The organism is Armatimonadota bacterium (assembly GCA_028871815.1).
In the GTDB taxonomy this organism is placed as follows: domain Bacteria; phylum Armatimonadota; class Chthonomonadetes; order Chthonomonadales; family Chthonomonadaceae; genus REEB205.
The window spans coordinates 118,764-142,619 of sequence record JAGWMJ010000001.1; the positions used below are offsets into that span (position 1 = coordinate 118,764).

Consider the following 23,856-nt stretch of genomic DNA (forward strand, 5'->3'; position numbering starts at 1 on the left):
TCGACGTAAACCGGCAAAAAACGTCCAGTCTGTTCAAAACAGATCCAGTTCGCCCTGTCGCTCATCGGCCTCGCCCTTTCGGCGCAGCGGCGGGATGATCCTTCGGAAGTCCTCCCCAATGACTGGTTCCAGCCTTGCCGCAAACCGATACAGCTTCTCAAGGTAGTAGGCTGTATCCTCATCGCGGTTGAACTGCTCGGCTCGTGCCAGGTCGCCATCAGCACGCTGGTAAACCATCATGAAGTCGCCGGTCTTAAGGCCCTTTGCCGCTTCGGCCTCACGCCGTTTCAGGCTGCTGCTAAAGGTCTTGCCCGTCACGCGTTCACGCCGCGCTAGCTGCGCAATCGTCATCTGGTGGTCCAGGATGCGGCGCGCCGCCGCCTGGTACAGGCTCCCGACTCCCTCAACGTCCCGACGGAGCAGGCAGTCGATTGCGCCCGCAAGAAAATCCCTGCCGAAAGGCTCATCTGCGCGCGACCGCAGCGCCGCGCCTTTCAGAATCCGTCTGCCATCGTATGTTTCCAGGACGTAGTTCTTTATCTTAAGCGACAACATGGCGCGATATCGTCCGTCAAATGCCAGCCGGATCCCCGTTGGCAGAACGCTGCCGACGGTCTCCACGATCCTCCTTTCGGCTTCCTCACCTTCCGTACCCGGTGGCGGAGAAACGTACACGCCGTCGGTATCCACCTCAATAACCGTCGCTCCCAGCTCTTCAAACCGGCGACAGATGCTCAAGGCGACTTCACGCCCCAGCGCCGTTACGCGTTCAGCAGCGCCCATATCGTTGAAGTTCATCGGCGCGCCCAGGTACCCGTAGAACGAGTTAATGAGCACCTTGAACGAGCCCTGCACACCGTCCCAATATCGGGCATCGGCGGAGTCTCCCCGATGCTCAGCCTCCGACGCCTGGCGCTTGGCGGAAAGCCGCCTCTCGGTAAGGCTTTTCAGCGCAGGAAGGAAAACACCAAGACGGTCGGACCGGGGCGCTATGGAGTGGGTGAGCATCAGGCTGGGATAGAGGCTCTCGACGTCGGCCTTCACCACGTGCTCGAACAGACCGACGTGGCGCACTTCCGTGTAGGCGCCGGCATAGGCGCGTGACGGCTGGGCGAGTGGAACCGCAGCTCCAGCCCGAAGGTAGGCCCGGACCATCAGCGCGTTGATCTTTTCGCCGGCTCCCGCGAGCGCCACCTGCTGATAGTTATCCGGCGACATCTGTGTCTGGTAGAAATCTACCGGTGATATCAGCTCGGCCAGGCGAGCGGTCTCTACCGCGTCTTGCAGGGCGTACTTCCTCACGCGCGCCGGATCTTCCGCGTACAGCCGCTCCATCTGGTCGCGCGGCAGCTCGATACGGTCCTCGTGAGCGATACCGAAGGTGCGCGCGCACTCCTTCAGCCCATATCCGCTCAGCTCGCCACGCGCCCAATCGTAACGCTGCACTACCAGCAGGGTATCGATAACGCTTCTGCCGAAGATCGAGATCGGCGTGAACGGGCGGGTGTTACCCCCAATAGCCGTGTTGCGCGGCCGACCGATGACCGGTGGAGATCCATCGCGTCCCCAACCAATCGGTATATCCAGAGCGTTCGCTCGGGTCAAAAGAAACGGCAAGTCAAAGCCAAAAACATTATGGCCTTCAATAACGTCCGGATCGCGGGAGGTCACCAGCGACGTCAGCGCCTCCAGCATCTCTCCTTCGGTTCCGGAGAGCACCTCCTGCAGTCCCAGGCTATCGGTGACGGCTACAAGCAGCAGGCGGTCGGTTTCGGCGTTCAGGCCCGTGGTCTCGATATCCACCTGCATGCGAACCAACTCATCGAACGCCATTCCCTTAAATGGCGTTATGCCCAGGCGCGTCATGGCCAGTTTGGGCAACGCCCCGTACGTAAGCAGCTCAGCGTGTTGATCGCGCAGCTGAAACAGCGCACTGCGATAGGCCGTGGTGGTTTGAAAGGCAGCGAGCCAGCACAAGCCCTCACCTTCCAGGCGCGTCCAGGTGGCGCCACTCAGGCCACCGGCAGGCTGAGTTGTGGTGAGTATCCAGGGCTCAAATGGGCGTACGTCAACGGTTACGCCTTCCGGTCGGCGGCGATAGATACGGATCCCGGCGTCGCCGTTGGACTCAATGGCGACAACGCGCTCCAGGGGATCGGCGCCGAAGAGGATCGCCCCTGGATCCAGGCGCGGATCCGTGACGGATGACTGTGGTTCCGAGGTAAACAGTGGGCCGCCGCTGCCGGTCACCGCTCCACGGGCGCCCAGGAAAGGGCAAGGTTTGCAATCACACCCGTCTGAACCGTTGCCGGCCCATGCATCAGCCAGTAGACCATGTCACCGGAGGTTGTGCTGTGCCAGAGTAGATCCGGAGAGAAGTCGCCGTTGAGGTCTACCGCTCCCACCAACTGCCACGACGGCAGCAGCCCGGTGGCCAGGTAACCGCTGGCCAGCACGGAGAGGTTCTGCATATAGAGACAGGTCACGTCGCCGGTAGTGCTGTTCTGGAAGATAAGGTCCGGATAGCCGTCACCATTTATATCGGCTGCCGCCACCAGTTTGAGCGTTGGCGGTATGGAGGGAAAAAGCGTTCCGGTGTTGGTGACCACCGTCCCGTCAAGGTGCCAGTAGACCACGGCCCCTGTTGTGGAGTTTTGCCACAGTAGGTACGGGTTGCCGGTGCCATCCATATCGGCAATAGTGATCGGCTGCCAGGCCGCGCTGGAGCCCTTGCTCAGCACGCCCGAGCCGATGACGGAAGCGCCGTTCATCAGCCAGTAGACGAGCGCTCCCGTCGTTTTGTTATGCAGGATCAGGTCGGGATGCCCGTCCAGGTTCAGATCATAGCTGCAGACCAACTGCCAGTCCGGATTCAGCGAGGTTGTAATGGTGCCGCTGCCAGTTTTTGTTACGCCATTCATCGTCCAGTAGACAATATCTCCGGTGGTGGAGTTCTGGAAGAGGATGTCGGGATGCGCATCACCATTTATATCGTGATCGTGCAGGTTCAGATTGAGGCGGAGCAACGTTCCATCGGCGTTTATTGTAGAGGCGGGCCCGCCGGTTGCATCCACATAATAGAGGTCACCGCCGATTTCGGCTGGTGGCGAGGTAATACCGGTACCGTCAACCAGCGGGCGTGAGCTATGCAGCAGCGTGAAGGCGCCCGACAGGGTGAGCCGGTACATCGCGCCGGCGCCGGCCTTTCCACCGCCTTGAGTCGCGCCGTACAGGTTGCCATCCGATGCCAACATGGGCGGACCCGTTGGAGCGCCTGCGGTAATCCGGTCGAAGGCGTAGACTTCCCGCACGGTTGGCGCGGCGCCCGGCGTGATTTCAAAAACGGTGCCACCGCCGTTCGCACCACCCAGAACGGTCACGCCGTACAGGTCGCCGTTACTGGCGAGGGTCAGTCCGCCAACAGGTTCCTCACCATCGAGTCCATTGAATGAGAAGACCACGGTTTCGTTACCGCTCAAATCCATGCGGTAGATGGCGCCACAGCCATTCGCGCCTCCGGCCTCCGTTTCACCATAAAGCTTGCCGTCAGCGGCCTGCACAGGGCTGCCCTGCGTGTTCGCGCCATCTGCTGCTGTGAGTCCGAACGTGTATAAAACTTTATACACTCCAGCCGGCGTGACCTGGTACAGAACATTGGGGCCGCCCTGGCCGGGCGGGGCGCCATAAACCTGGTTGCCGCTGACGCCGTAGAGGTTCCCGTCGGCTGCAAGCGTCACTCCGGAACCAGCCGGCGCGACCGTATCATAGGAGAAGACTGTCGTCGATACTCCGGTGGCGCTCAGGTGGTAGAGGACCGCCGGAGTGAAGACCGCCGCCTGCGTGACCCCGTAAAAGGAGCCATCCGCCGCTTTGAAAAGCGGGAACTGCGGCGCATTATTGCCGGGATTGTTGAAGGTGGTGAAAGCCGTTGAGAAACCGGAGTGATCCACCTGATCGATCGCGCCGCAGTTAGCCGCGCCATACATGCCCATCGGCAGGTAGAGCTTGCCGTCGTTCCCCAGTGTTGGCGCGGCAGCAGGATTGGAGCCGCCGGTATTGGCGTTTTGAAAGTTGTGAATTACGGAGTAGACCGACGCACTGCTGATGGTCCAGACGGTACCAGACGCCTCCGCGCCGCCACCGCTGGTAACGCCATACAGGGCGCCGGACGGACCTACGGTAACCGGCGCAAGCGGGGCATAACCATCGGAGCCGGTGAACGCGTGCACTTTGTGCAAAGTCCCGGAGGTACTGCACGAGAAGACCTCGCCCGGCAGGAACCCATCACTGAAGGCGCAAGCGTAGAGGAGGTTTCCGCTCGCTGTGAGCGCCCCCTGAACCTGCTGCTCACTGGACGAAAGAGTCGCGACTGTTGAGAACAGCGCTTGTGGCAACGTAACCTTGTAGATGATGCCGGGGCTGATGAGCGCCCCGTACAGCGAGCCATCTCCGCCAATGGTCACGCCGGCCGCAGGATAGCCGGTGTCGGCTGTGAAGCTGTAAAGGACATGTTCGACGAAGCTGGAACTCACCGTGAAGATGGCCCCGGCTCCATTTGCAGTACCGTAGGATGTAACACCATATAGTGTGCCATCCGGCCCCTGCACCAGGCGGCCAACCGGCGTGTTTCCGTCGGCAGTGACGCCGCCAAAAGACCAGAGCAGCCGGAACGCTCCGTTCGGAGTCAGCTGGTAGAGAGCGCCGAGGCCGAACGCGCCGCCCCGCTGGGTTGTGCCGTAGAAGTTCCCATCCGCTGCCAGCATCAGCCCGTTGGGTGTCTGCCCATCGCCTGAGGTAAAGCTGTGCACAATCTGAAATGTCTGGCTGGGTGTCACGCGGTAGATGACGCCGGCGCCAATTGGGCCGCCGGTGGCAGCCCCCCAGATGGAACCGTCTGCGGCGAGCGCAACGTGGCCGTATGGCGATCCGCCGCTAATGTTATCAAACGAGTGCATCACGGTGACAACGCCGGCCGGCGTAACCTGGTAGACACAGCCGTATCCGTAGGCGCCGCCACGTGTGGCCGCCCCATAGAAGTTTCCATCTTGTCCGAGTGTCAACGGCGCCTGCGCATCCAGCGGCTCTGTTGAACCCGCGAGGAATGTATGCAGGATCAACTCCGCTTGAGCGCGGGCAGATGGATGGCTGCCGATCAGCAGTACTGCTGCTAGAACGATGCGAACCCACCCTGACCGGCGCCAGCGACTGCGGTTTACCATTTCATCTCTCCGAAAACCTCAAAATCAACATCTGCCCGATTGTGCAAAGCCATCACCGTTCAATGGGCGCCCACTGCGTGGATAGTGTCGCGATTTCTCCACTGCCGATCGTTTCCGTGCCGCTCAGAAGCCAGTAGACCATAGCGCCGGTAACCGTGTTGTGCCAGAGCAGATCGGGATGGTAATCGCCATTGAAATCGGCCAATCCGCATGCCGACCAATCGGCATCGAGACCCGTGGCCAGGTAACCGGATGCCAGCACGGAGAGGTTCTGCATAAAAAGGCAGGTCACGTCACCCGTGGAAGTGTTTTGAAACACCAGGTCTGGATATCCATCGCCGTTCAGATCGGCCGCTCCCACCAGTCGCAGCGAGGTTGGAAGCGATGGAAACAGCGTTCCCGTGTTGGTGACCTTTGTGCCATTCAGGTGCCAGTAGACCACGGAGCCGGTACTGGCGTTCTGCCACAAGAGGTATGGATTGCCATTACCGTCCATATCAGCAATGGTGATGGGATTCCACGCCAATCCCACGCCCGGCGTCAAGGTTCCACTTCCAGTTATCGTGGTTCCGTTCATCAACCAGTAGACCACAGCGCCGGTTTTGGTGTTGTGGAAGATGAGGTCCGGATGGCCGGAAAGCGTGAGATCGTAGCTGCATACCAGTTGCCACGATGGATCCAGTGAACTCGTTATGACTCCGCTGCCGGTCTTGACCAGGCCGTTCATTGCCCAATAGACCACGTCGCCGGTAACGGTGTTCTGAAACAGGATGTCGGGATGAGCATCGCCGGTAACGTCGTGGTCGTGGAGGTTGAGGTTGATGCGGAACATGGTGCCGGAGGCCCCGGCGACAGCCGGTGAGCCGCCGGACTGCGTGAGTCCGTACAAGTCGCCGCCAAGCTCACTGAGCGGACCGACGGGTGAGCCGCCATCGACGAAGAGTGAAAATGAGCGGAGCAGCCGGAAGTCTCCCGAAAGATCACATCGGTATACGGCGCCGACCGAATTCGCTCCTCCGTTTTGAGTCACGCCATAGAGCGCGCCGTCGGAGGCGGAAACGGCATAGCCGAGCGGAGAACCTTCAAACGCGGAGAAGTTATGCAGTACTGAGAACTGCGGCGAATTGCCGATTGTGGTTTGGAAGAGCACGCCGTTCAAGTTAGCGCCACCCGTGGTGCAGGCGCCGCTGATCGAACCGCTGTTTATCGCCACCACACCGCTGGGGTACGCACCATCCGTTCCGTCAAAGGAGTGTACGGTGGTGATGGCGCCGGCCAGCGTTATTCGATAAACAACACCCAGATTGTCCAGACCGCCGAGATAGGTGGACCCGTACAGATTGTGATCGGATGCCTGCAGCACCTGTCCGGATGGCTCGTATCCCGTGAGATCACCGGGATTGAAAGTGTGCACCACCGAGAGAACACCCGCTGTTGTGAGCCGGTAGAGCGCAGAAACGGTGGATCCGGCACCAACCACAATCGAACCGCATCCGTAGAGGTTGCCATCGGACGCCAGTATCACGCCCGACGTGAGCTGGTTGCCTGCGGGAAACGTATAGAGCACAGAGTACACGCCTGCGGGGCTGATGCGATATACCACAGGAAACAGCGTGGAAGTGCTTGCCTGCGTTACGCCATAGACCGAACCGTCCTGCGCTCGGAAGAGCGGATAGCTGGGGTTAGCACCGTCGCCGGGTAACAGACTTTGCACCACAGTGACAGCCCCAGAGTGATCGATGCTATCTACTGAACCATATCCTGCCACACCACCCTGCAGCATGCTGGCGTAGAAGCTAGCCCCACCGGCAGACAGCAGTCCGGCAGCGGGCGGATAGCCCTCGGCATTACCATTGCCGAACGGTGTGATGGCCACAACCGGTCCACCGTTCCTGGCCGTCCAGAACAGACCGTCGGCGTCTGTGCCTCCGAGAGCGGTTACGCCGTTGTAAGAACCATCGGCGCCGAGCGTCACTCCGGCAAACGGAAACACGCCGGCACTGGCGGCAAAGCTTGATATCAGACTGAAAACTCCCGAGGTAGTGACTGAAAAGAGCTGCCCGCCTCCGGTGCTCGAGCCTTCCGCTGTTCCAACAAGGCTCGTTCCGTTGACCAGAAGCGGCGAGTGGACGATGCTGCCCTCCGCCGCCGTAAGTGTATGGAGAACCGTGAACGAACCGCCGATCGGCATCGTGAAGAGTTCTTCGCCACCTCGAGACGCGCCACTGAGCGCATTACCGGGTCCATAGGTCAGACCCACCTGGGAGCCGGGATGCGCGCGCGTAAATGAATAGAAAACGGTCTCGTTCAGCGATGTGTCGATTTTGTAGATCGCGCCTACGCTGTTGGCGCCACCGGTTGAAGCCATGCCGTACAGCGAGCCATCGCTTGCCTGCACGGGAGCGCCTTGTGGCCGACCTCCGTCCGGGGCGCCTCGAAAGGCATGCAGGAGCTGCGCAGCTCCCGTAGCGCTGACTTTAACGATAGAGCCCTGCGCTTGATTCGCAAAGTTCAGGGTGCAATAGAAGTTCCCATCGCGCGCCAAACAGATTCCGGTAGGCGTAGAGCCCTCCGCCGGTGTGAATGCGTGAACGAGGCTGAAGCTGCCCGCCAACGTCACCCGGAACAGCAATCCGCCGCTCGTCGGCCCGCGTTGAGCCACGCCCCAGAGTGATGTGTCGGACGCCTGAACCAGTGGTACATTTGAGCCATATCCATCATTGCCGTTAAAGGAGTGCACGATGGAAACGGCTCCGACCGGCGTAATCTTGTAGACGCAGCCGAGGCCATAAGCGCCGCCGAGGCCCGATATACCGTAAAAGTTGCCATCCGACCCCAGCGTCAAAGTGGCGTCCGTACCGGAGGGGTCCGTATCGCCGGCGCGGAAGGTATGCAGCGTCAGAACGGACTGGGCGGTTGCGCGTAACGGGCCGAAGAGGAGCGTTGCCGATGCCACGCCAACGCACGCAACCAGTCGCTTTGAGCAAACGAACGCGTTCCGATACCACATACTCATCTCCGCTCGGTCCCAAATCGCCGACCTGCCTGGGCAGGGCATTGCCGCATCAACCGGCGACGACCCATTCGAATGGGCAAGCGCATCCGTTTAACATTCAATATCGCCTGCCGGCCAACTTACACATTGTATCAAACTGGTTAGCGGTTGTCAAACCGGCTGGCGGGTACGCGGGTACCATAGAGTGTTCGCAGTGCAGCGGATCAGGCAACGGAATGCACGAACTTTCACATCTTGATGATCGTGGCAGCGCTCGCGTCGTGGATGTTGGACCCAAGGCGGTTACCGAGCGTCGCGCCATCGCCCGCGGACGCGTGCGCCTGCGGGCCGAAACGATAGCGTGCCTGCGCAGCAACACGCTGCCGAAAGGCGACGCGTTCGCTGTGGCCCGCGTCGCGGGAATCCAGGGCGCGAAGCGATGCTCCGACCTGATACCGTTGTGCCATCCGCTGCCGATCAGTTCGATCCGCGTAGATATTGCGCTCGACGACATCGGCGCGCAGATTGAGGCGGAGGTGGCGGCAACCGCCAAGACCGGAGTGGAGATGGAAGCGCTTACCGCCGTGTCGCTGGCTGCGCTTGCACTGTACGACATGGTGAAGGCAATCGATCGGAGCGCCGAGATCACCGAGATTGCGCTGTACGAAAAGTCTGGCGGCGTCTCCGGCATCTTCATTCGCGGCGCGGACGCGGACGAGTAACGGTGGCTTTCGGCGAGCAGCCGCCGCGAGTTCAGGAGCAATAAGCATGTGTCTGGCCCAGGTTGGCAAGTCGGCGCCTGATTTCTCGATGCCGATAGCATGTTTCGGCGAGGCGCCCGGCAAACGCCGTATGACGCTGAACGAGTTCTCGGGCCGCTGGCTGATCCTCTTCTTCTACCCGCTCGACTTCACCGACGTTTGCCCCACCGAGCTGATCTCGATGAGCGACCGGATCGAGGAGTTCTCGGAGCTTGGCGCGGAGGTCCTCGGTGTCTCCGTGGATTCGGTGCATGCGCATGCTGCCTGGATGAGCACGCCGCGGCTTCAGGGCGGTGTTGGCCCGCTCAAATACCCGCTTGCCAGCGACATGACACGAAGCGTATCGAGCAACTACGGAATCTTGAGCGATGAGGCATGCGTGGCGTTACGGGGGCTCTTCATCGTTGATCCGGAGGGCGTGCTGCAGTATGCCGCCGTCACGAACTTGAACGTTGGTCGGAGCACCGATGAGACACTTCGCGTGCTTCAGGCGCTGCAAACCGGAGGGTTGTGCCCGGCCGATTGGAAGCCCGGCAGCGCGATGGTCGGCATGTAGGACGGCTATCGACGCCGTTCCCGTGCCTTCAGTCTGCTGCGACGACCGGTTGTCTCCTCGCCGACAGCGCGGCTGCTACCTCGCGCATGGTTGTATAGAGCGTAGGCGCCACCACGAGGTTGAGCAGCATTGAAAGAGATAGTCCGCCGATGACCGCGATAGCCAACGGCTGCTGCATCTCAGCGCCGGCGCCGATGCCCAGTGCCAGCGGCGCCAGGCCGAGGATGTCGGCAAGCGTGGTCATCAGAATGGGGCGCAGGCGCAACTGTCCCGCGCGTGCAATCGCTTCCCGTGGCGAGGCGCCGTCACGCTCTGCCCGCTGGGCCTGGTCCAACAGCAGGATTCCGTTCTTGACCACGATGCCGACCAGCATGATAGCTCCCATAAACGAGGAGACGTTGAAAGGCGTCCCGGTTAGCCACAGCGCCATCATCACGCCGAAGAGGCAGAGCGGCATAACCGACAGAATCACGATCGGCAGCGTGAACTCCCCGAATTTGAACAGCATCACCGCGAATACAAGCACGATAGCCAGTCCAAGCACCATCGCGAGACTTTTGAATGAGCGCTGCTGGCTCTTGTACTGACCGCCCAACTCCCAGCGAACGCCATTCGGAAGTGGCGTGGAGTTCATCATTCGGGTTACGTCACGCGAGACGCTCCCGAGGTCGCGGCCGCTCAGCTGCGCATCCACGGAGACCAGACGACGCTGATCTTCGCGGGTTTGCTCGGTTGTGCCTGGAACCAGTCGCACCGTTGCGAGGTCCGCGAGCGGCAGCCATTCGCCGCCAGGGGTCCGGATCGGCAGCTCCTCGATGCGATCCAACCGATTCCGGTAGCGATCGGCATAGCGCACGCGAACGTCCATCGGCTTGTCATCGCTCAGGATTTGCGTGGCTACATCGCCGAACATGGCGGCGTTCACCTGTGCTGCCACGGCATCCGGCGTGAGGCCCACGCGGCCGGCCCGATCGGGATTAACATGGAAAACCAACTGCGGCCCGGCAGCCGGCGCGCTGGTTTTTACATCGGCTATACCGTCTATCTTCCTGATTTTGGTCTCGACCTGGTTTGCCAGCGCCACAAGCTGCTGCTGATCCGGGCCATACAGTTTGACCTGCATAGGGGCCGGCGCGCCTGCCAGGTCGCCGATCAAATCCTGCAATACCTGGCTGAAGTCCACATCCACGCCGGGCACCTGCGCCGCGATGCGCTTACGGACTGAAGCGATCACGTCGTCAATCGGCCTGCGGTGGCCCTGCTTGAGCGTTACGGCAAAGTCACCACTGTTGGGCTCGGTGACGGCAAAGCCTAGTTCGGTACCGGTCCGCCGCGAAAAGGATTGCACATCGGGAGTTTGCCGCAAGATCGCCTCGATTTGCATCAGAACGCGGTTGCTCTCGGCAAGTGAAGTTCCTGGAGGCGTTACGTAGTCCAGGATGAATGCTCCCTCGTCCATCTCGGGCATAAACCCGGTCTTCATCCGGCCCGAGAGCCACACGGTGGAGGCAAGCAGCACGCCGCAGAACGCGGCTACCACCCAGCGTCGCCGCAGGGCAAAATCGAGGACGCGCTCATACAGCGTCAACAGTCTCTCGAACAGCGGTCCATGCTCGTGGCCACCGGATCGGCTGTGAAGAAACGCAGCGCAAAGGCTGGGACTTACGAGCAGCGCCAGGAAGAGGGAGGTGATCAGCGCCAGCACCAGCGTGATGGCCAGCGCCGAGAAGAAGGCGCCTTCGATGCCGGTTAGCAGCACGAGTGGCAGAAAGACCACGACCACTGTAAGCGTGGAGGATATCATTGCCGGTGCAATTTCGGAGGCCGCGGTTTGGACAGCCTTGACACGCTGCTCATTGTGGGCAAGATGCCGGAAGACGTTCTCAACCACCACGATCGCGTCATCGATCACCAGCCCGGTACCCACAGCCATCGCTCCAAGCGTCATCAGGTTGAGTGTCAGGCCGACCAGACGCATTAGCAGGAACGTGATCAGTACGGTTGACGGAATGATGGCCGCCGTTACCAACGTCGCACGGATATTGCCAAGGAACATCAGCAGCACGATCACGGCGAGGCCGGCGCCGATCAGAACCGCGTCGCGGACGCTGCCGATTGCCTCGTTCACCAGCTTGGACTGGTCGTAGAACACGCCAACGGATGTGCCGGCGGGAAGTGTCGACTTCATCTGCGCCAACTGTGCACGCACCGCGTCGGCCACCTGCACGGTGTTAGCGGCCGGCTGCCGAACGATGTTCATCAGTACCGCGCGGTGGCCATTCGCCGTTACGATGGTTGTGGCATCCTGCACCGATGGATAGACGTGGGCGACCATGGAGAGAGAAATCGGGATGCCGCCTCGCTGTGCCACAACGATCCTGCCGAGTTGATCCGGTGTGGTGGAGAGGCTGGAGACCAGGGCATCCATCTGCTGGTATTGCCGGTTCACCCGGCCGACAGCCTGAACCTGGTTACTGGCCGCAATCGCCTGCTCAATTTCTGGAAGCGAGAGGCCGAAGGCTGCGGCCCGAGCGGGATTGACATCCACGGCCATTTCGGGCACTGCACCGCCCTGGACAACGGCCCTGGCCACGCCGGGAACACGCGCCAGAATCGGACGCAGCGTATAGTTGGCGTAGGTCCACATTTCGGCCGGCGATACCCGCCTGGATTCCAGCGAGAGGCCGAGGATCGGAAACACCGTTGGGTTCATGCGCTCCGCGGAGACGCTGCTTCCGGCTGGGAGGTGCGCGCGCACGATGTTGATCTGGTTATAGACCAGCTGCAGCGCCGAGGCCATGTCGGTGCCCCAGTTGAAATCGACGGATATTTCGGCGCCGCCTCGCTCCATTCGGGTACGGATGTGGCGGACGCCCGGAACCGTTGCGATCGCCTCTTCCAGCGGCCGGGCCGCCTGCACGTCCACCACGCTGATGGGCTGTTCGCCGACGTCCACCAACACCATGATCCGCGGAAAGGTCACATCCGGCAGAATCGAGATCGGAAATGTGGTTGTCGCGGCGGCGCCGACAAAGCAGAGCACCAGCGTGGCGAACACGATCGCCTTGATGTGCCGTGTGGCGAAGGTGCTGATGTTCATGCGCGCGCTCCTGTAAAAGCAAGCCGTGGCGCCGTCAAGAGGCTGCGCGCTCCGGATTGGAGATAACGTGCGGCTGCACCTTCACGCCCTCATCCAGTTCCCATGCGCCGGTGGTCACAACCTGTTCACCGGCGCTTACTCCGCTCCTCACCTCCACGCCATTGCCTTGATCGGGCCCAAGCTGTACATCCCGGTGGTGCGCCGTATTGTCTGCGCCGACAACAAATACGGCGGGCTGTCCGCCCGAATTGACGATCGCATTACGCGGCACCAGCACTCCGTGCGGGTTGATCTTCACCACGATCCGAGCCGTTGCAAACTGGCCGGATCGCAGCACGCCGGAGCGGTTGTCCACGCGGATCCTTACGCTCAGCAGCCCGGTCTGGGCATCCACCTGTCCCACAGTAGTTACAAGCCCTGCGACGGCGCTTTTGATTCCGTCTATCGAAACGCTTGCCTTTTGGCCGGGCGCCACAACCGACGCTTCGTCGGCCGGCAGGCTCGCCTGCAGATCGAGTGCCGTATCGGCGCCAATCTGGAGGATCGGTGTGCTGCTGTCGGCCATATCGCCGGGATTGAGGTATCGCTTTACCACAATGCCGCTGAGCGGCGCGCACACCTGGCAATATGAGTCCGCCACAGTCGCGGCCCTCATATCTGCTTGCTTCTGCGCTGCAGCGGAGGTCATCGCAATGACGTCCTGCTGCTTTACACGCACCTGCAGAGCGGCTTGATGCGCCTGAACCAGGGCTGCAGCCGCCTTTGCCACCTGCGCGCTACCATCTGCCTGTGCGGCCGCCAGCGCGGCTTCGGCCTGCTTGACCCGCAGCTTTGCCGCCTGGAGGTCTTCGGGCCGTGCACCGGCGCGGAGCAGTGCAAGCGCCTGTCGCGACGCGGCAAGGTTGGCGCCGGCGATGGTTTCGGCCGTCTTCGCATCATCCAGCTGCCGTTGAGAGTCGATTCCGCTGGTCAGCAGTGAGTGCACGCGCACTACTTCCGACGCAGTACGGTCGCGCGTCGCCTGGTTCTGGAGCACCACCTGCTCTGCCTGCGCTATCTCCTGTGGTCGCGCGCCGGCCTCCGTCTTGTGAAGGTCGGTCTGGGCGGTATCCAGTGTCAGCCTTGCCTGGGCCACCGAATTGGCTCGATCTTTACGCGCAGCATCCAGCGCGAGCCCGGCCAGCCTTACCGACGATGCCTGGTCGGCCGCACCGGCCTTTGCGGCGAGCGCTGCTTCCTGCGCCTGGATGCTGGCGGTTTGTGCGGCCGCGGCCGCACTGGCGGTTTGGGCGTCCAGCGTAGCGTGATCCATCACCGCAACAATCTCGCCGGCAGTTACATGCTCACCCTCTCGCACGTTCACGCTTTGGATGCGTCCGGAGAGCACGGGCGCCACACGCGCCGCACCGCCCTGTACGGGTCCAAGCAGACCCTGGGCCGCCACCGTATCCTGCACGGGCCGGGCCACGGCCATTACGGTGTCTACGGAAACTGGGGGTGTCGAGGCTGGCGGATCTACCGCGGGATGACCGACACAGCCTGCGCCGGCAATGCCGAGACCGGCCGCAATAAGCGCCAGGGCCGCGCCGCGGTGCGAACGAGTCGAATGGTTACTTCCTGACTTCAGCTTGGTGTCTCCCCCACGGTGATCGTTCCGGTGCCGACCGAGCCGGCCCTGTAGACCTGTACCGTTACCTTCTGCCCGATCTTCAGCTTGCTTTCCTCGCCGGAGTACTCTTCGGCATCATGGATCCGCACGCCATCGATTCGCGTAATCACGTCGCCGGGTTGAAAGCCCGATTGGTCCGCGGGCCCGTTTGCCGGCGCAGAATCGACCACCACACCCGCAATGTCGGGGATCTCGTAATAGGCGGCTGTTTCTGCGGTGTTCGTAAAGACCACCATCCCCATCCAGGGCCGCCGAATGCGGCCGTACTTCTTCAGCTCGGAAGCAACGGCGAGCGCCGTGTCGATAGGAATGGCAAAGCCGATGTTGTTAGCGGCCTTCAGGATCATGGTGTTGATCCCGATAATGCGGCCGGAGAGATCCACGAGCGGTCCGCCCGAATTCCCGGGATTGATGGCGCAGTCGGTCTGGATCAGGTTTTTATACATTCGTCCTTCGGCCTGAACCGGGCGACCCAACGCGCTAACCACACCATGCGTTACCGTAAAGCCAAGGCCAAATGGATTGCCGATGGCAACGCACATCTGGCCGGGAACCAATCCACGCACGGTGCCCATTTTCGCAACCGGGAGGTTTGCGGCGCTCACATGCACCAGCGCCACATCGGTGAGGTGATCGGAACCCACAATCGTGCCTGGTATGGTGGTGCCGTTGGGGAGCGTAACGCGGATGCTCTTTCCCGGATTGGATCGACCGACCACGTGTTCGTTGGTGAGAATATCGCCGGTGCCGTCGATGACCACGCCACTGCCATGCGATTGCGTGTATTCCGGCGTGGTTCCATAGAAGAACTGCTGTGCGCCGGTGGGCGTGTACTCCTGCTGGGCATCGATATTGACGACCGACGGGCTGGCGATCCTGGCAGCACGCGCGTAAACCTCATTGGCGCCAAGGGGTTGTGGAGCTCCGGGCTTGAACGGATCGGCCCGACTTGCCGGTTCGCGCCAGGTGACGCGCAGATTCGGGAACAAAAGGAGTGCAGCGACGCACACGGCCGCCATTACGGTAAAAGCCAGGCGCCAGCTGCGCCGATCTCCAACTTGTCGCGAGGTATCAGAGTTCATTTCACGCTCATCCTGTTCCAAAAGCATACTTCAGGCGATATGGCGACGCCTTTGGTGTCGCCTGTGATTGTTCTAACCCGTGCCAATTCTTTCGTCCGGTGGCTCTCCTACTCCTTACGAAATGGCTGCCCAGAGCCGTTGCCAACCGGCGGTGCAGCCGAGGGTCACTGCCGGCGATTGCCCGGTACGTCGGCTGCATGATGGCCCAGCGCGGCAAACGGCCACGGTACCGCCAGAAAGAACTGCAGCGGCCGAGCGATGTCGAAGTAGTTCCAAACGAGCGCCGGCGCGTGCGGCCAGGGGTGGATCTGCCACTCTCCGGCTGGCGGTAGCCCGAGCAGCACCGGGACCAGACACAAGCCGGCTAGCAGCAAGAGGAGGTAGATGACGAGCGGCTGCCGGGTGCGGGTAACGGCCGCCAACGAGGCGCCGAACAGCGCGCCGGAACCGGCTGCTACCGCGCCAACGCTCAAAGCAGGGCGGAGCGCACCTATTGGGGCGGCTGCAGCTGCCGTTGTTACGATGATGGCGCTGCACACCAACAGGAGATGCGGGTACTTTGGCATGCCCGGGTACCAACACAGCAGGCTCTACAGGGCGCCTGCTCCACGCCCTGCTGCCAATGCAGCGGCAAGGGCAGCGCCAAAGACCTGCATATGGGATTCCTCGCCGATCGTCACGCGCAGGTGTTGGGGCGCGCCGAAGTGCGCGCCGCTGCGAACAATCACGCCACGCTGAAGCAGCCGGCGGGCAACTTCATCAGCCGACTCTCCGCAATCGAACCAAACGAAGTTGGCAGAGGAGGGTGGGCACTCCAGCCCGAGCGCGGCAAGCAACTGGACCACAATCTGCTTTCCGCGCCGGTTCATCTCGAGCGTCCGCCGCAGATGTTCAACGTCTTCAAGAGCGGCGATTGCGCCTGACTGAGCCGGCAAACTGACGCTGAATGGTTCGCGAACTCGGCGCAGCCACGAGAGCACGGTAGGCGGACCCAATGCGTAGCCGACGCGCAAACCGGCCAGTCCATACGCCTTGGAGAAGGTTCGCAGCGCGACAACACCAGCTCCGCGGCGTATCCAGGCACGGCTGTCCGGAAAGCCGGGCGCCTCCGCGGCATACTCTCCATACGCTTCATCCAGAATCAGAAGAGCGCGCGGCGGCATCACCGCGAGCAGCTGCTCCATCTCATCGGAATCGATATGTCTGCCGGTGGGATTGTTGGGATTGGCAATAAAAACGAGGCGCGTGCGGGCTGTAACACGCCGGGCCATCGCCGGCACATCGTAGCGTCCGTCCGGCAGCAGGTCTACCGCGTGAAACGCAGCCCTGTTCAGAACGGCTGCGGCTTGATACCGGGCAAATGACGGTGTACCGGCTATCACCTCATCGCCAGGTTCCAGCAGCGTTACGCCAAGGAGATGTATCAGCTCGTCGGAACCATTGCCGGGAAGTATCGCCTCGCGTGGCAGCTCAAGGCGCCGGCTCAAAGCACTGGAGAGATTGAAGGCGTCCGGGTCCGGGTAAAGATGCATCTCGGCTGTGCTACGGCGGATCGCGTCAACCGCAAGCGGTGAAGGCCCCAGTACGTTTTCGTTGCTCGCAAGCTTTATGAACGAGCCGAGCCCCAGTTCACGCTGCGCCTGCTCCACAGATTTGCCCGGTTTGTACATCGCGAGGCTCTGGATTCGCTCGGCGACGGCCGACGCCTCCGCTGCGGCGGTCGCCTCGTTGGTTTTCCGGTTCGCATCGGTGACCATCACGCTGGTCCTCGCGGCGCGGAGAACAGCTCATCCATCAGCCGCCATCCCTCAGGCTGGAGGCGGCTAACATCATCCAGCGCCCGTTCATCAAAAGGCGCCCGGCCGGCGCCGCGCAGCATCTCGCGTGAATCGTAGAGCAGGTACGGGACCGGGCCGCGCGCGTGGCGGCGCGTGGCTATCGGTGTGGGATGATCCGGCACGCACAGAATGCGATAATCGGCGCTTTCGGATATGCCGGCAAGCAGCAGGCCTATGGTGAGCCGGTCGAAGTTCTCGATCGCGCGGATCTTTTCATCCACGTCGCCGGCGTGGCCGGCTTCGTCCGGGCTCTCAACGTGAATCCAGACAAAGTCATGGCGCTGGAGCGCTTGAGCGGCGGCGCGGCCCTTTGCTGCGTAATCGGTGTCGAAGTATCCGGTGGCGCCCGGAACATCAATCACCTCGAGACCTGTCAACCGAGCCAAACCGCGCGCCACGTCCACGCCGGAAACCGCCGCGCCGGTAACGCCGCGGAGGGAAGTGAACGGTGGCAGGTGCGGCATCCGTCCCGGGCTCCATGGCCACAGCATATTTGCTGGCGGCTTGCCCTCGGACCGCCGATTCCGGTTGAAGGCAACTCCATCCAGCAGATTGATGGAATCCTCGATCCATGACCGGACTTTATCCTCCTGGTCGCCCCGCGGCCAGATGTCATCGAGGGCCGTACCGACGGACTCGTGAGGGGCGAAGGTTTCCAGTTCGGTAGGTCCATCGGACCACCGCAGGATGTTCCGATACGATACTCCCGGGAAAAGACGGCGCCAACTGACGCCCAGTTTTTGATCCGCCAGCTCCACCAGCGGGCGTGCCTCTTCGGTGGTAATGTGGCCGGACGAGTAGTCGGTGAGGCGCTCGCAATCGGTAGAGACAAGCGAGCAGCGGAAGGCCACATCGCGCTGCTCCATTGGTATCTGCATTGCGGCGGCTTCAATCGGTCCGCGACCCGTGTAGTACTCGGCCGGGTTGTAGCCCAGCAGCGCCATATTGGCAGCATCGCTGCCCGGGTACATTTCGAGCGGGGTTACCTGGACTGAGCCGGTAAAACCACGCTCTGCCATGCGGCTCAGATTGGGCGTACGAGCCGCCTGGAGGGGCGTTTTGCCGTCCAGGACTTCCAACGGCTCGTCGGCCGCGCCATCCGGAACGAGCAGGATGTACTTCATGCCTCTTCGTCGGGCGCAGTTACCGCAGCCGCGGTGGGAGCACCGCGCAGCTTTCCATCGAGTTCGTCCATAACGGCCGGATTCTCGTCCAGATACTGACGCGCATTCTCGCGGCCCTGACCCAGCCGGATGTCGCCGTACGAGAAGTAGGCGCCGCTTTTTGTAATAATGCCGGTATCCACGCCCATGTCGAGAACGCTGCCGGAGCGTGAAATGCCCTTGCCGAACATAATGTCGAACTCCGCCTGTCGGAATGGCGGCGCCACTTTGTTCTTGACGATCTTGACCCGTACGCGTGCCCCTACTGCATCGGTTCCGTTCTTCACCGTCTCAATTCGGCGAACGTCCATTCGGACGGAAGCATAGTACTTCAGCGCGAGGCCGCCACTTGTAGTCTCCGGGTTGCCGAACATTACGCCGATCTTCTGGCGAATCTGGTTGATAAAGATACACGCCGTGTTGGTGCGGTTGATGCTGCCGGCCACCTTTCGGAGCGCCTGCGACATCAAGCGCGCGTGCAGCCCTACGTGGCTATCGCCCATGTCACCCTCGAGCTCGGCCTTGGGTACCAGCGCCGCCACGCTGTCCAACACGCACACATCCACCGCGCTGGAGCGGATAAGCGCATCCATTATGTCCAGCGCCTCCTCACCGGTGGCCGGTTGCGATATGTAGAGGTTATCCACATCCACACCCAGCTTGCGCGCATATTCCGGGTCGATGGCGTGCTCCACATCCACGTAGGCGCACACTCCGCCGAGGCGCTGCGCCTGAGCAATGACCGTTAATGCAATGGTGGTTTTTCCAGAGGATTCGGCTCCGTAGATTTCGGTGATCCGGCCTCGGGGTACGCCACCGACGCCGAGCGCCAGATCGAGGGCGATTGAGCCTGTGGAGATGGCGTCTACATTCAACCGTTCGGCTTGGCCGAGACGCACGATGCTTCCCTTGCCGAACTGCTTTTCGATGGATGTTACGGCTATTTCGAGCGCTTTCAGCTTCCGCGAATCCGCGGTCACCGGCTGGTCAAGGCTCATGAGTGGATGTCCTTTCGTGGACCCATTATGTGGTTTCGGTTCGGCCCTCAGGTTACCTCAAAGGCACGCTGCCTTCCCGCTACGGGGGCAGTTACCGACGTGCCGATCCTGGCGCTTGACTAACCGCCCGCCTTGCGTCGTAACAGCTCCAGGCGGAGCAGATTCAGCGCAGTCTGCGAGGAGCGCCAACGAATACTATCGCGCTGGCCAATAAACCGGCACTCCTCGATGAGACCGCCTCCGGACCAGGCCAGTGAGATCCAGACCAGGCCGACGGGCTTCGCCTCGGTGCCGCCATCCGGGCCGGCGACTCCCGTAATTCCAATGCCGAAGTCGGTGTGGAAGCGATCGCGGGCGGCCGTGGCCAGCAACTCTGCAGTTTGGCGGCTGACCGCGCCGAAGCGGTGTAGCGTTTCTTCGGGAACTTCCAACAACTCGTGTTTGGCACGGTTGCTGTACGCCACTACACCGCCCGGAAAAGCACCGGAACTGCCTGGAATATCGGTGAGGCGCTTGGCGAGCAGCCCACCCGTACAGCTTTCGGCGGTTGCCGCCGTGGTACCCGCGTTCAGAAGCAGTTTCACCACAACTTCTTCCAGCGTGGTGGCATCCTCACCGTAGAGCGCCTCGCCGAGGCGTTCGTGAAGTTTTTGCGCCATCGCGTCGAGCATGGCGTTTGCCACCGTAATATCCGGCGCCCGTGCCGTGATGCGCAGATGAACTTCGGCGGGCTTGGCATACGGCGCTACCGTTGGGTTGTCGCCCAGCATCAGGTCGCGAACACGCTCTTCAACCGCACTTTCGCCCACGCCGGCGATTCTCAGCGTTCGCGAACGGATTACCTGCCCGGGCCCAGCGCGCGCCTGCAGCAGTGGGCGAACGTGATTGTCCACCATCGGAATGAACTCCGACGGAGGTCCCGGAAGCGCGATGGCCAGCTTACCGGGGTTTTCAAAAACCACGCCCGGCGCTGTGCCATTCGGATTATCGATCAGCCAGCCGCGTTCCGGCGCCAGGGCCTGACGCAGATTGCCCGTCAGCAGCGCGAGTTTTCGCTGAGCAAAGAACGCTTTGATGCGGTCGGCTGCAGCATCGTCCTGGTGCAGCGTTTGGCCAAAGGCCTCAGCCAGACCGTCGCGCGTGATGTCGTCCATCGTGGGGCCCAAGCCACCTATGGTCAACACCACGTCGGCATCGGCATAGGCCTGCTTGAGAGCCGCGACCAGGCGAGGCATATTATCGCCCACCGTGACGCGCCGGTAGACCGATACTCCAATCTCGGAGAGCGCTCTCGCGAGATAGGCGGCGTTGGTATCTACGATGTCGCCGAGCAGCAGCTCGGTACCAACCGACACGATTTCAGCGCGCACACCGTCCCTCCCATTGCCGGCGCCGCGGCCTAAGGCGCCGCCTGCGCTCCGGCAGACTCGGCTTGGCCCTCGGCGTCGATAGCAGACATCGGCTTGATGCCCAGGCTCAGAATGAATCCCGTTCCCATCAGCGCAGCCGATGCGTAAAACGGGATCCAGGTATGAACGGCAACGAGCCAGTTATTGAGCGGTGGCGCGGTCATGCGGGCCAGGCTGCCGAGGCCGCGCTGCGTTCCGGATATCTGACCACGCCGCTTCGGTCCGGCCGCATGCGTGATCATCGCGCTCATGGAGGGCTCGAGTACGCCCATTCCGACCGCGATTGCACAAGAAGCTATATAGAGCACCGCAAGGTTTCCGGTGTAACCCAATACGATCAGCGTAATCGTAAGTACCAGAACGCCGAACGAGGCCAGAATGTGCTCTCCAACGCGCTGGGCGAGGCCGCGCATCACGAACCCCTGAGTAATGAGGAGGGCGACGCCCACGATAGCGAATATCCGGCTGGTGACGGCGGTCTCGGCTCGCTCGATCAAGTCGTTCCTCAGTTTCGGCGCGAGAGCCGCGAAATGTGAGCGCGTAAAGAGGGCCCAGTCGACATGTGCCGGGGCCAAAGCACGGATATCTGCCGGAATGCGCGCGGTCGGCATGGACGCAAAGCCCCGCCACAACTGCTGCGCGTTGACGACCATTTGTGGATGTAAGCGGAGGATTACCAGCCAGCTGAAGCTGGACTCCACGGCAGTAAAAGCAAATGTGATGAATACATTTACCGTCAGCAGCCGCGAGACGGTGGGATCGCGAAAGGCACGAGCGATTGCCGGAAACGCATCCAGCGCGCTGCGCTTCTCCTGGGTGACGGATCGGTCGGTATGGCTCTCCGGTAAGAGTCGCCACGCCAGAAACCAGTTGCCCACGGCAAGGCCGGCCGCAACGAGAGCCGGTGTTGCCAGCGCGGGAAGTCCGAATAGGGAGTACCGTCCGAGCACGCCGCCGAGGAGCGGACCGAAAGCGAATCCCAGTCCAAAGCTGGCTCCGAGCATGGCCATTCCGCTCGAGCGCTTCTCAGGTGGAGTAACGTCGGCGACGTAGGCCTGAGATGTGGGAAGGCTGGCTGCGGTAAGGATGCCGGAGGCGGCGCGCGCCAGAAACAGCACGGCCAGATTTGGCGCAGCGCCGAAGAAGAAGTACGAAACCGCGGAGCCGCCCAGGCCCACCAGGATCACAGGTCGGCGGCCCGTGAAATCGGACCGGCGGCCCCAGATCGGCGCGAAAACGAACTGCATCAGGGAGAAGGTGGCCATCAGCGCCCCACCCACCCATGGCGCGCCGCCGTAGTGCGTGATGTACACCGGCAGCAGCGGCATGATGAATCCGAACCCCAACATATCCAGGAACAGCGTGAGGCACAGGATAAGGAGGGGCGTTCGTTTCATGAGTGAGGGCCGGTCTGTCAGTATGGCACGGGCGGGTTCCTGCGTCAACGCGCTCCGTGAGGGCGAGGCGACCCAGCCGGGAAGGTATCATACGGCGCAAGCCATGCATATTCACGATATATTTGCAGCTCAAACCACGACCTTCAGCTTCGAGTTCAGCCCTCCCAAAACCGACGATGCGGCGGGAGCCCTGTTCGCAGCAATCCGGCGTCTGGAGCGGCTGCAGCCCAGCTTCGTTTCGGTGACGTACGGCGCCGGCGGCTCAACGCGTGGCAGGACTCAGGATCTGGTGGTGCGCATCAAGCGCGAAACATCGTGCGATGCCGTGCCACACCTTACCTGCGTCTGCCACAGTGAGGCGGATATTCGCGCGATGCTGCAGCGATATGCCGAAAACGGCATATCGAATCTCCATGCGCTGGGCGGCGATGTACCGTTGGACCGTGCCGGTTACGACCGGGGGCAGGATGCCTTTCGTTATGCCACCGATCTGGTGGCGTATATACGGCGCTTCAACGAGAGCGGCGTACATCCGGACCGTCGCGGCTTTGGTATCGGAGTCGCCGGCTTTCCAGAGGGGCACCCAGCAACACCGAACCGTCTGCTGGAGATGGACTACCTGAAGGCGAAGGTGGATGCCGGCGCCGATTACATCGTGACCCAGCTGTTCTTCGACAATCGCGATTTCTTTGACTTCCGGGAGCGGTGCCAACTTGCCGGGATCAACGTACCGATCATCGCCGGTCTGATGCCGGTCACCTCGATGCAGGGGCTGAAGCGGATGGCCGAGCTCGCGCTGGGGTGTCGGTTTCCGGCACGGTTGATCAGATTGCTCAACCGGTGCGCCGATGATGACGGCATTCGCCGCGCCGGGGTTCACTGGGCAACCGAGCAGTGCCGCGATCTGCTGGATGGCGGAGTACGCGGTATCCACTTCTACACCCTGAACCGCTCGCACGCAACCACGGAAATCTACGCCGGCCTCGGCGTGCAGAACTCGCGCCAGTTGCTGGAGCCGCGTGCAGGATGAGGCTTGTCCGGCTCGCGAAAGCGGTACCGGGCTGGCGGACTCCAGAAGGCCCCCGGCTTTTGGCCGGACATGGGCCGGTTGAGCGCCTTGTGCTGGTGGAGCTGCGCGGCCATGTGGCTGCAGTCTAATCGGTACTTCTCGGCCCTCAGGCGGACGTAGCGGCAAACGACTCTGGTGAGTTACGACAACGTGCATTGCATTGCTGAGATGGCGCGCCTCCGCGGTTTTGTGACGCGGACGGTACCGGGGAAAAGCACCCATCACAGTCGCCAGCCGGAACTACCGGTCGCCCGGGACTTTGGGTGGCGCGACGGCCCGGAAAGCTCCAAACGCAGTAAGTTCGGTGCAAAGCCGGATCTCGACAACGTTCCGGCCGGCACGACGCACAGGCTCATAGCGGTCGAGCGTTCGCTCCGCACCGGTCTGGCGCTCCAAGCCGGCCGTCAATGGTTGAGCATGTGGACGAGCAGCACGGTGGCGGCTGTGACACCAAGGACGAGCAGGAGGTAGTACTGAAAGTGCCGCCCCGGCACCGCAGCGCGGCAGCGCTCACAGTTGACCACAATAGGCGTCAATTTGTGGCCGCAACTCTTGCAGCGACGCGTTTGAAATAAATGCAAATCGTTCGCTCCTGATGCC

The 23,856-nt window shown here is 61.9% G+C and carries 16 protein-coding genes; 3 read left to right on the top strand and 13 right to left on the bottom strand.

Annotated features, from left to right (window positions below; translation table 11 throughout):
* Positions 1-33: 33 nt before the first annotated feature.
* From KGJ62_00490 to KGJ62_00500, 3 genes are read right to left on the bottom strand one after another with little or no spacing between them, the layout of a single operon-like run.
* On the bottom strand, positions 34-2,250 hold the full coding sequence (locus tag KGJ62_00490; GenBank protein ID MDE2125051.1) for a DNA polymerase: 2,217 nt from the start codon (positions 2,248-2,250) through the stop codon (positions 34-36).
* Positions 2,247-5,219, bottom strand: coding sequence for a VCBS repeat-containing protein (locus KGJ62_00495; GenBank protein MDE2125052.1), 2,973 nt, complete (start codon positions 5,217-5,219; stop codon positions 2,247-2,249). Before KGJ62_00495 ends, KGJ62_00490 begins: the two co-directional genes overlap by 4 nt.
* A gap of 52 nt (positions 5,220-5,271) precedes the next feature.
* Positions 5,272-8,229, bottom strand: a complete 2,958-nt coding sequence (locus KGJ62_00500) for a hypothetical protein (protein MDE2125053.1) — start codon at positions 8,227-8,229, stop codon at positions 5,272-5,274.
* A gap of 221 nt (positions 8,230-8,450) precedes the next feature.
* Here KGJ62_00500 and moaC point away from each other — a divergent pair, with 221 nt between their 5' ends.
* Together moaC and KGJ62_00510 are read left to right on the top strand one after the other, a co-directional pair.
* Positions 8,451-8,936: a cyclic pyranopterin monophosphate synthase MoaC gene (gene moaC / locus KGJ62_00505; GenBank protein ID MDE2125054.1), complete on the top strand. Its 486-nt coding sequence runs from the start codon at positions 8,451-8,453 to the stop codon at positions 8,934-8,936.
* Positions 8,937-8,982: 46 nt separating this feature from the next.
* Positions 8,983-9,531, top strand: a complete 549-nt coding sequence (locus tag KGJ62_00510) for a peroxiredoxin (GenBank protein ID MDE2125055.1) — start codon at positions 8,983-8,985, stop codon at positions 9,529-9,531.
* A gap of 28 nt (positions 9,532-9,559) precedes the next feature.
* On the opposite strand, the gene KGJ62_00515 is transcribed toward KGJ62_00510, so the two are convergent.
* The 9 genes from KGJ62_00515 to KGJ62_00555 form a co-directional block, all read right to left on the bottom strand.
* Positions 9,560-12,631 carry an efflux RND transporter permease subunit gene (locus tag KGJ62_00515; GenBank protein ID MDE2125056.1) on the bottom strand — a complete coding sequence of 1,024 codons (3,072 nt, stop codon included), beginning with the start codon at positions 12,629-12,631 and terminating at the stop codon, positions 9,560-9,562.
* A gap of 34 nt (positions 12,632-12,665) precedes the next feature.
* Positions 12,666-14,105: an efflux RND transporter periplasmic adaptor subunit gene (locus KGJ62_00520; GenBank protein ID MDE2125057.1), complete on the bottom strand. Its 1,440-nt coding sequence runs from the start codon at positions 14,103-14,105 to the stop codon at positions 12,666-12,668.
* A gap of 149 nt (positions 14,106-14,254) precedes the next feature.
* The gene (locus KGJ62_00525; protein MDE2125058.1) at positions 14,255-15,382 is read right to left on the bottom strand and encodes a trypsin-like peptidase domain-containing protein; all 1,128 of its coding nucleotides are present in this window, start codon (positions 15,380-15,382) and stop codon (positions 14,255-14,257) included.
* Positions 15,383-15,546: 164 nt separating this feature from the next.
* Positions 15,547-15,948: a hypothetical protein gene (locus tag KGJ62_00530; GenBank protein MDE2125059.1), complete on the bottom strand. Its 402-nt coding sequence runs from the start codon at positions 15,946-15,948 to the stop codon at positions 15,547-15,549.
* Between the two features lie 24 nt (positions 15,949-15,972).
* Positions 15,973-17,139 (bottom strand): histidinol-phosphate transaminase, encoded by a 1,167-nt coding sequence (hisC, locus tag KGJ62_00535; GenBank protein ID MDE2125060.1) that lies wholly within the window; start codon positions 17,137-17,139, stop codon positions 15,973-15,975.
* Positions 17,139-18,344, bottom strand: coding sequence for a cofactor-independent phosphoglycerate mutase (locus tag KGJ62_00540; GenBank protein MDE2125061.1), 1,206 nt, complete (start codon positions 18,342-18,344; stop codon positions 17,139-17,141). Before KGJ62_00540 ends, hisC begins: the two co-directional genes overlap by 1 nt.
* Complete coding sequence (recA, locus tag KGJ62_00545; GenBank protein MDE2125062.1) at positions 18,341-19,381, bottom strand: recombinase RecA; 1,041 nt, start codon at positions 19,379-19,381, stop codon at positions 18,341-18,343. Before recA ends, KGJ62_00540 begins: the two co-directional genes overlap by 4 nt.
* A 119-nt stretch (positions 19,382-19,500) precedes the next feature.
* Positions 19,501-20,751, bottom strand: a complete 1,251-nt coding sequence (locus KGJ62_00550) for a competence/damage-inducible protein A (protein MDE2125063.1) — start codon at positions 20,749-20,751, stop codon at positions 19,501-19,503.
* A gap of 29 nt (positions 20,752-20,780) precedes the next feature.
* Positions 20,781-22,187 (bottom strand): MFS transporter, encoded by a 1,407-nt coding sequence (locus KGJ62_00555; GenBank protein ID MDE2125064.1) that lies wholly within the window; start codon positions 22,185-22,187, stop codon positions 20,781-20,783.
* Positions 22,188-22,290: 103 nt separating this feature from the next.
* Between KGJ62_00555 and metF the strand changes: the two genes are divergently transcribed.
* Positions 22,291-23,217 carry a methylenetetrahydrofolate reductase [NAD(P)H] gene (gene metF / locus KGJ62_00560; GenBank protein MDE2125065.1) on the top strand — a complete coding sequence of 309 codons (927 nt, stop codon included), beginning with the start codon at positions 22,291-22,293 and terminating at the stop codon, positions 23,215-23,217.
* Positions 23,218-23,660: 443 nt separating this feature from the next.
* Here metF and KGJ62_00565 read toward each other — a convergent pair whose 3' ends face one another.
* The gene (locus tag KGJ62_00565; protein MDE2125066.1) at positions 23,661-23,837 is read right to left on the bottom strand and encodes a hypothetical protein; all 177 of its coding nucleotides are present in this window, start codon (positions 23,835-23,837) and stop codon (positions 23,661-23,663) included.
* Positions 23,838-23,856: the final 19 nt, after the last annotated feature.

Excerpts from the sequence above, each read along its gene's own strand:
- KGJ62_00495 (MDE2125052.1), bottom strand. The coding sequence starts at position 5,219 with ATGGTAAACCGCAGTCGCTGGCGCCGGTCAGGGTGGGTTCGCATCGTT.
- KGJ62_00500 (MDE2125053.1), bottom strand. The coding sequence starts at position 8,229 with ATGTGGTATCGGAACGCGTTCGTTTGCTCAAAGCGACTGGTTGCGTGC.
- moaC (MDE2125054.1), top strand. The coding sequence starts at position 8,451 with ATGCACGAACTTTCACATCTTGATGATCGTGGCAGCGCTCGCGTCGTG.
- KGJ62_00510 (MDE2125055.1), top strand. The coding sequence starts at position 8,983 with ATGTGTCTGGCCCAGGTTGGCAAGTCGGCGCCTGATTTCTCGATGCCG.
- KGJ62_00515 (MDE2125056.1), bottom strand. The coding sequence starts at position 12,631 with ATGAACATCAGCACCTTCGCCACACGGCACATCAAGGCGATCGTGTTC.
- KGJ62_00520 (MDE2125057.1), bottom strand. The coding sequence starts at position 14,105 with ATGGCCGTGGCCCGGCCCGTGCAGGATACGGTGGCGGCCCAGGGTCTG.
- KGJ62_00525 (MDE2125058.1), bottom strand. The coding sequence starts at position 15,382 with ATGAACTCTGATACCTCGCGACAAGTTGGAGATCGGCGCAGCTGGCGC.
- KGJ62_00530 (MDE2125059.1), bottom strand. The coding sequence starts at position 15,948 with ATGCCAAAGTACCCGCATCTCCTGTTGGTGTGCAGCGCCATCATCGTA.
- hisC (MDE2125060.1), bottom strand. The coding sequence starts at position 17,139 with ATGGTCACCGATGCGAACCGGAAAACCAACGAGGCGACCGCCGCAGCG.
- KGJ62_00540 (MDE2125061.1), bottom strand. The coding sequence starts at position 18,344 with ATGAAGTACATCCTGCTCGTTCCGGATGGCGCGGCCGACGAGCCGTTG.
- recA (MDE2125062.1), bottom strand. The coding sequence starts at position 19,381 with ATGAGCCTTGACCAGCCGGTGACCGCGGATTCGCGGAAGCTGAAAGCG.
- KGJ62_00555 (MDE2125064.1), bottom strand. The coding sequence starts at position 22,187 with ATGAAACGAACGCCCCTCCTTATCCTGTGCCTCACGCTGTTCCTGGAT.
- metF (MDE2125065.1), top strand. The coding sequence starts at position 22,291 with ATGCATATTCACGATATATTTGCAGCTCAAACCACGACCTTCAGCTTC.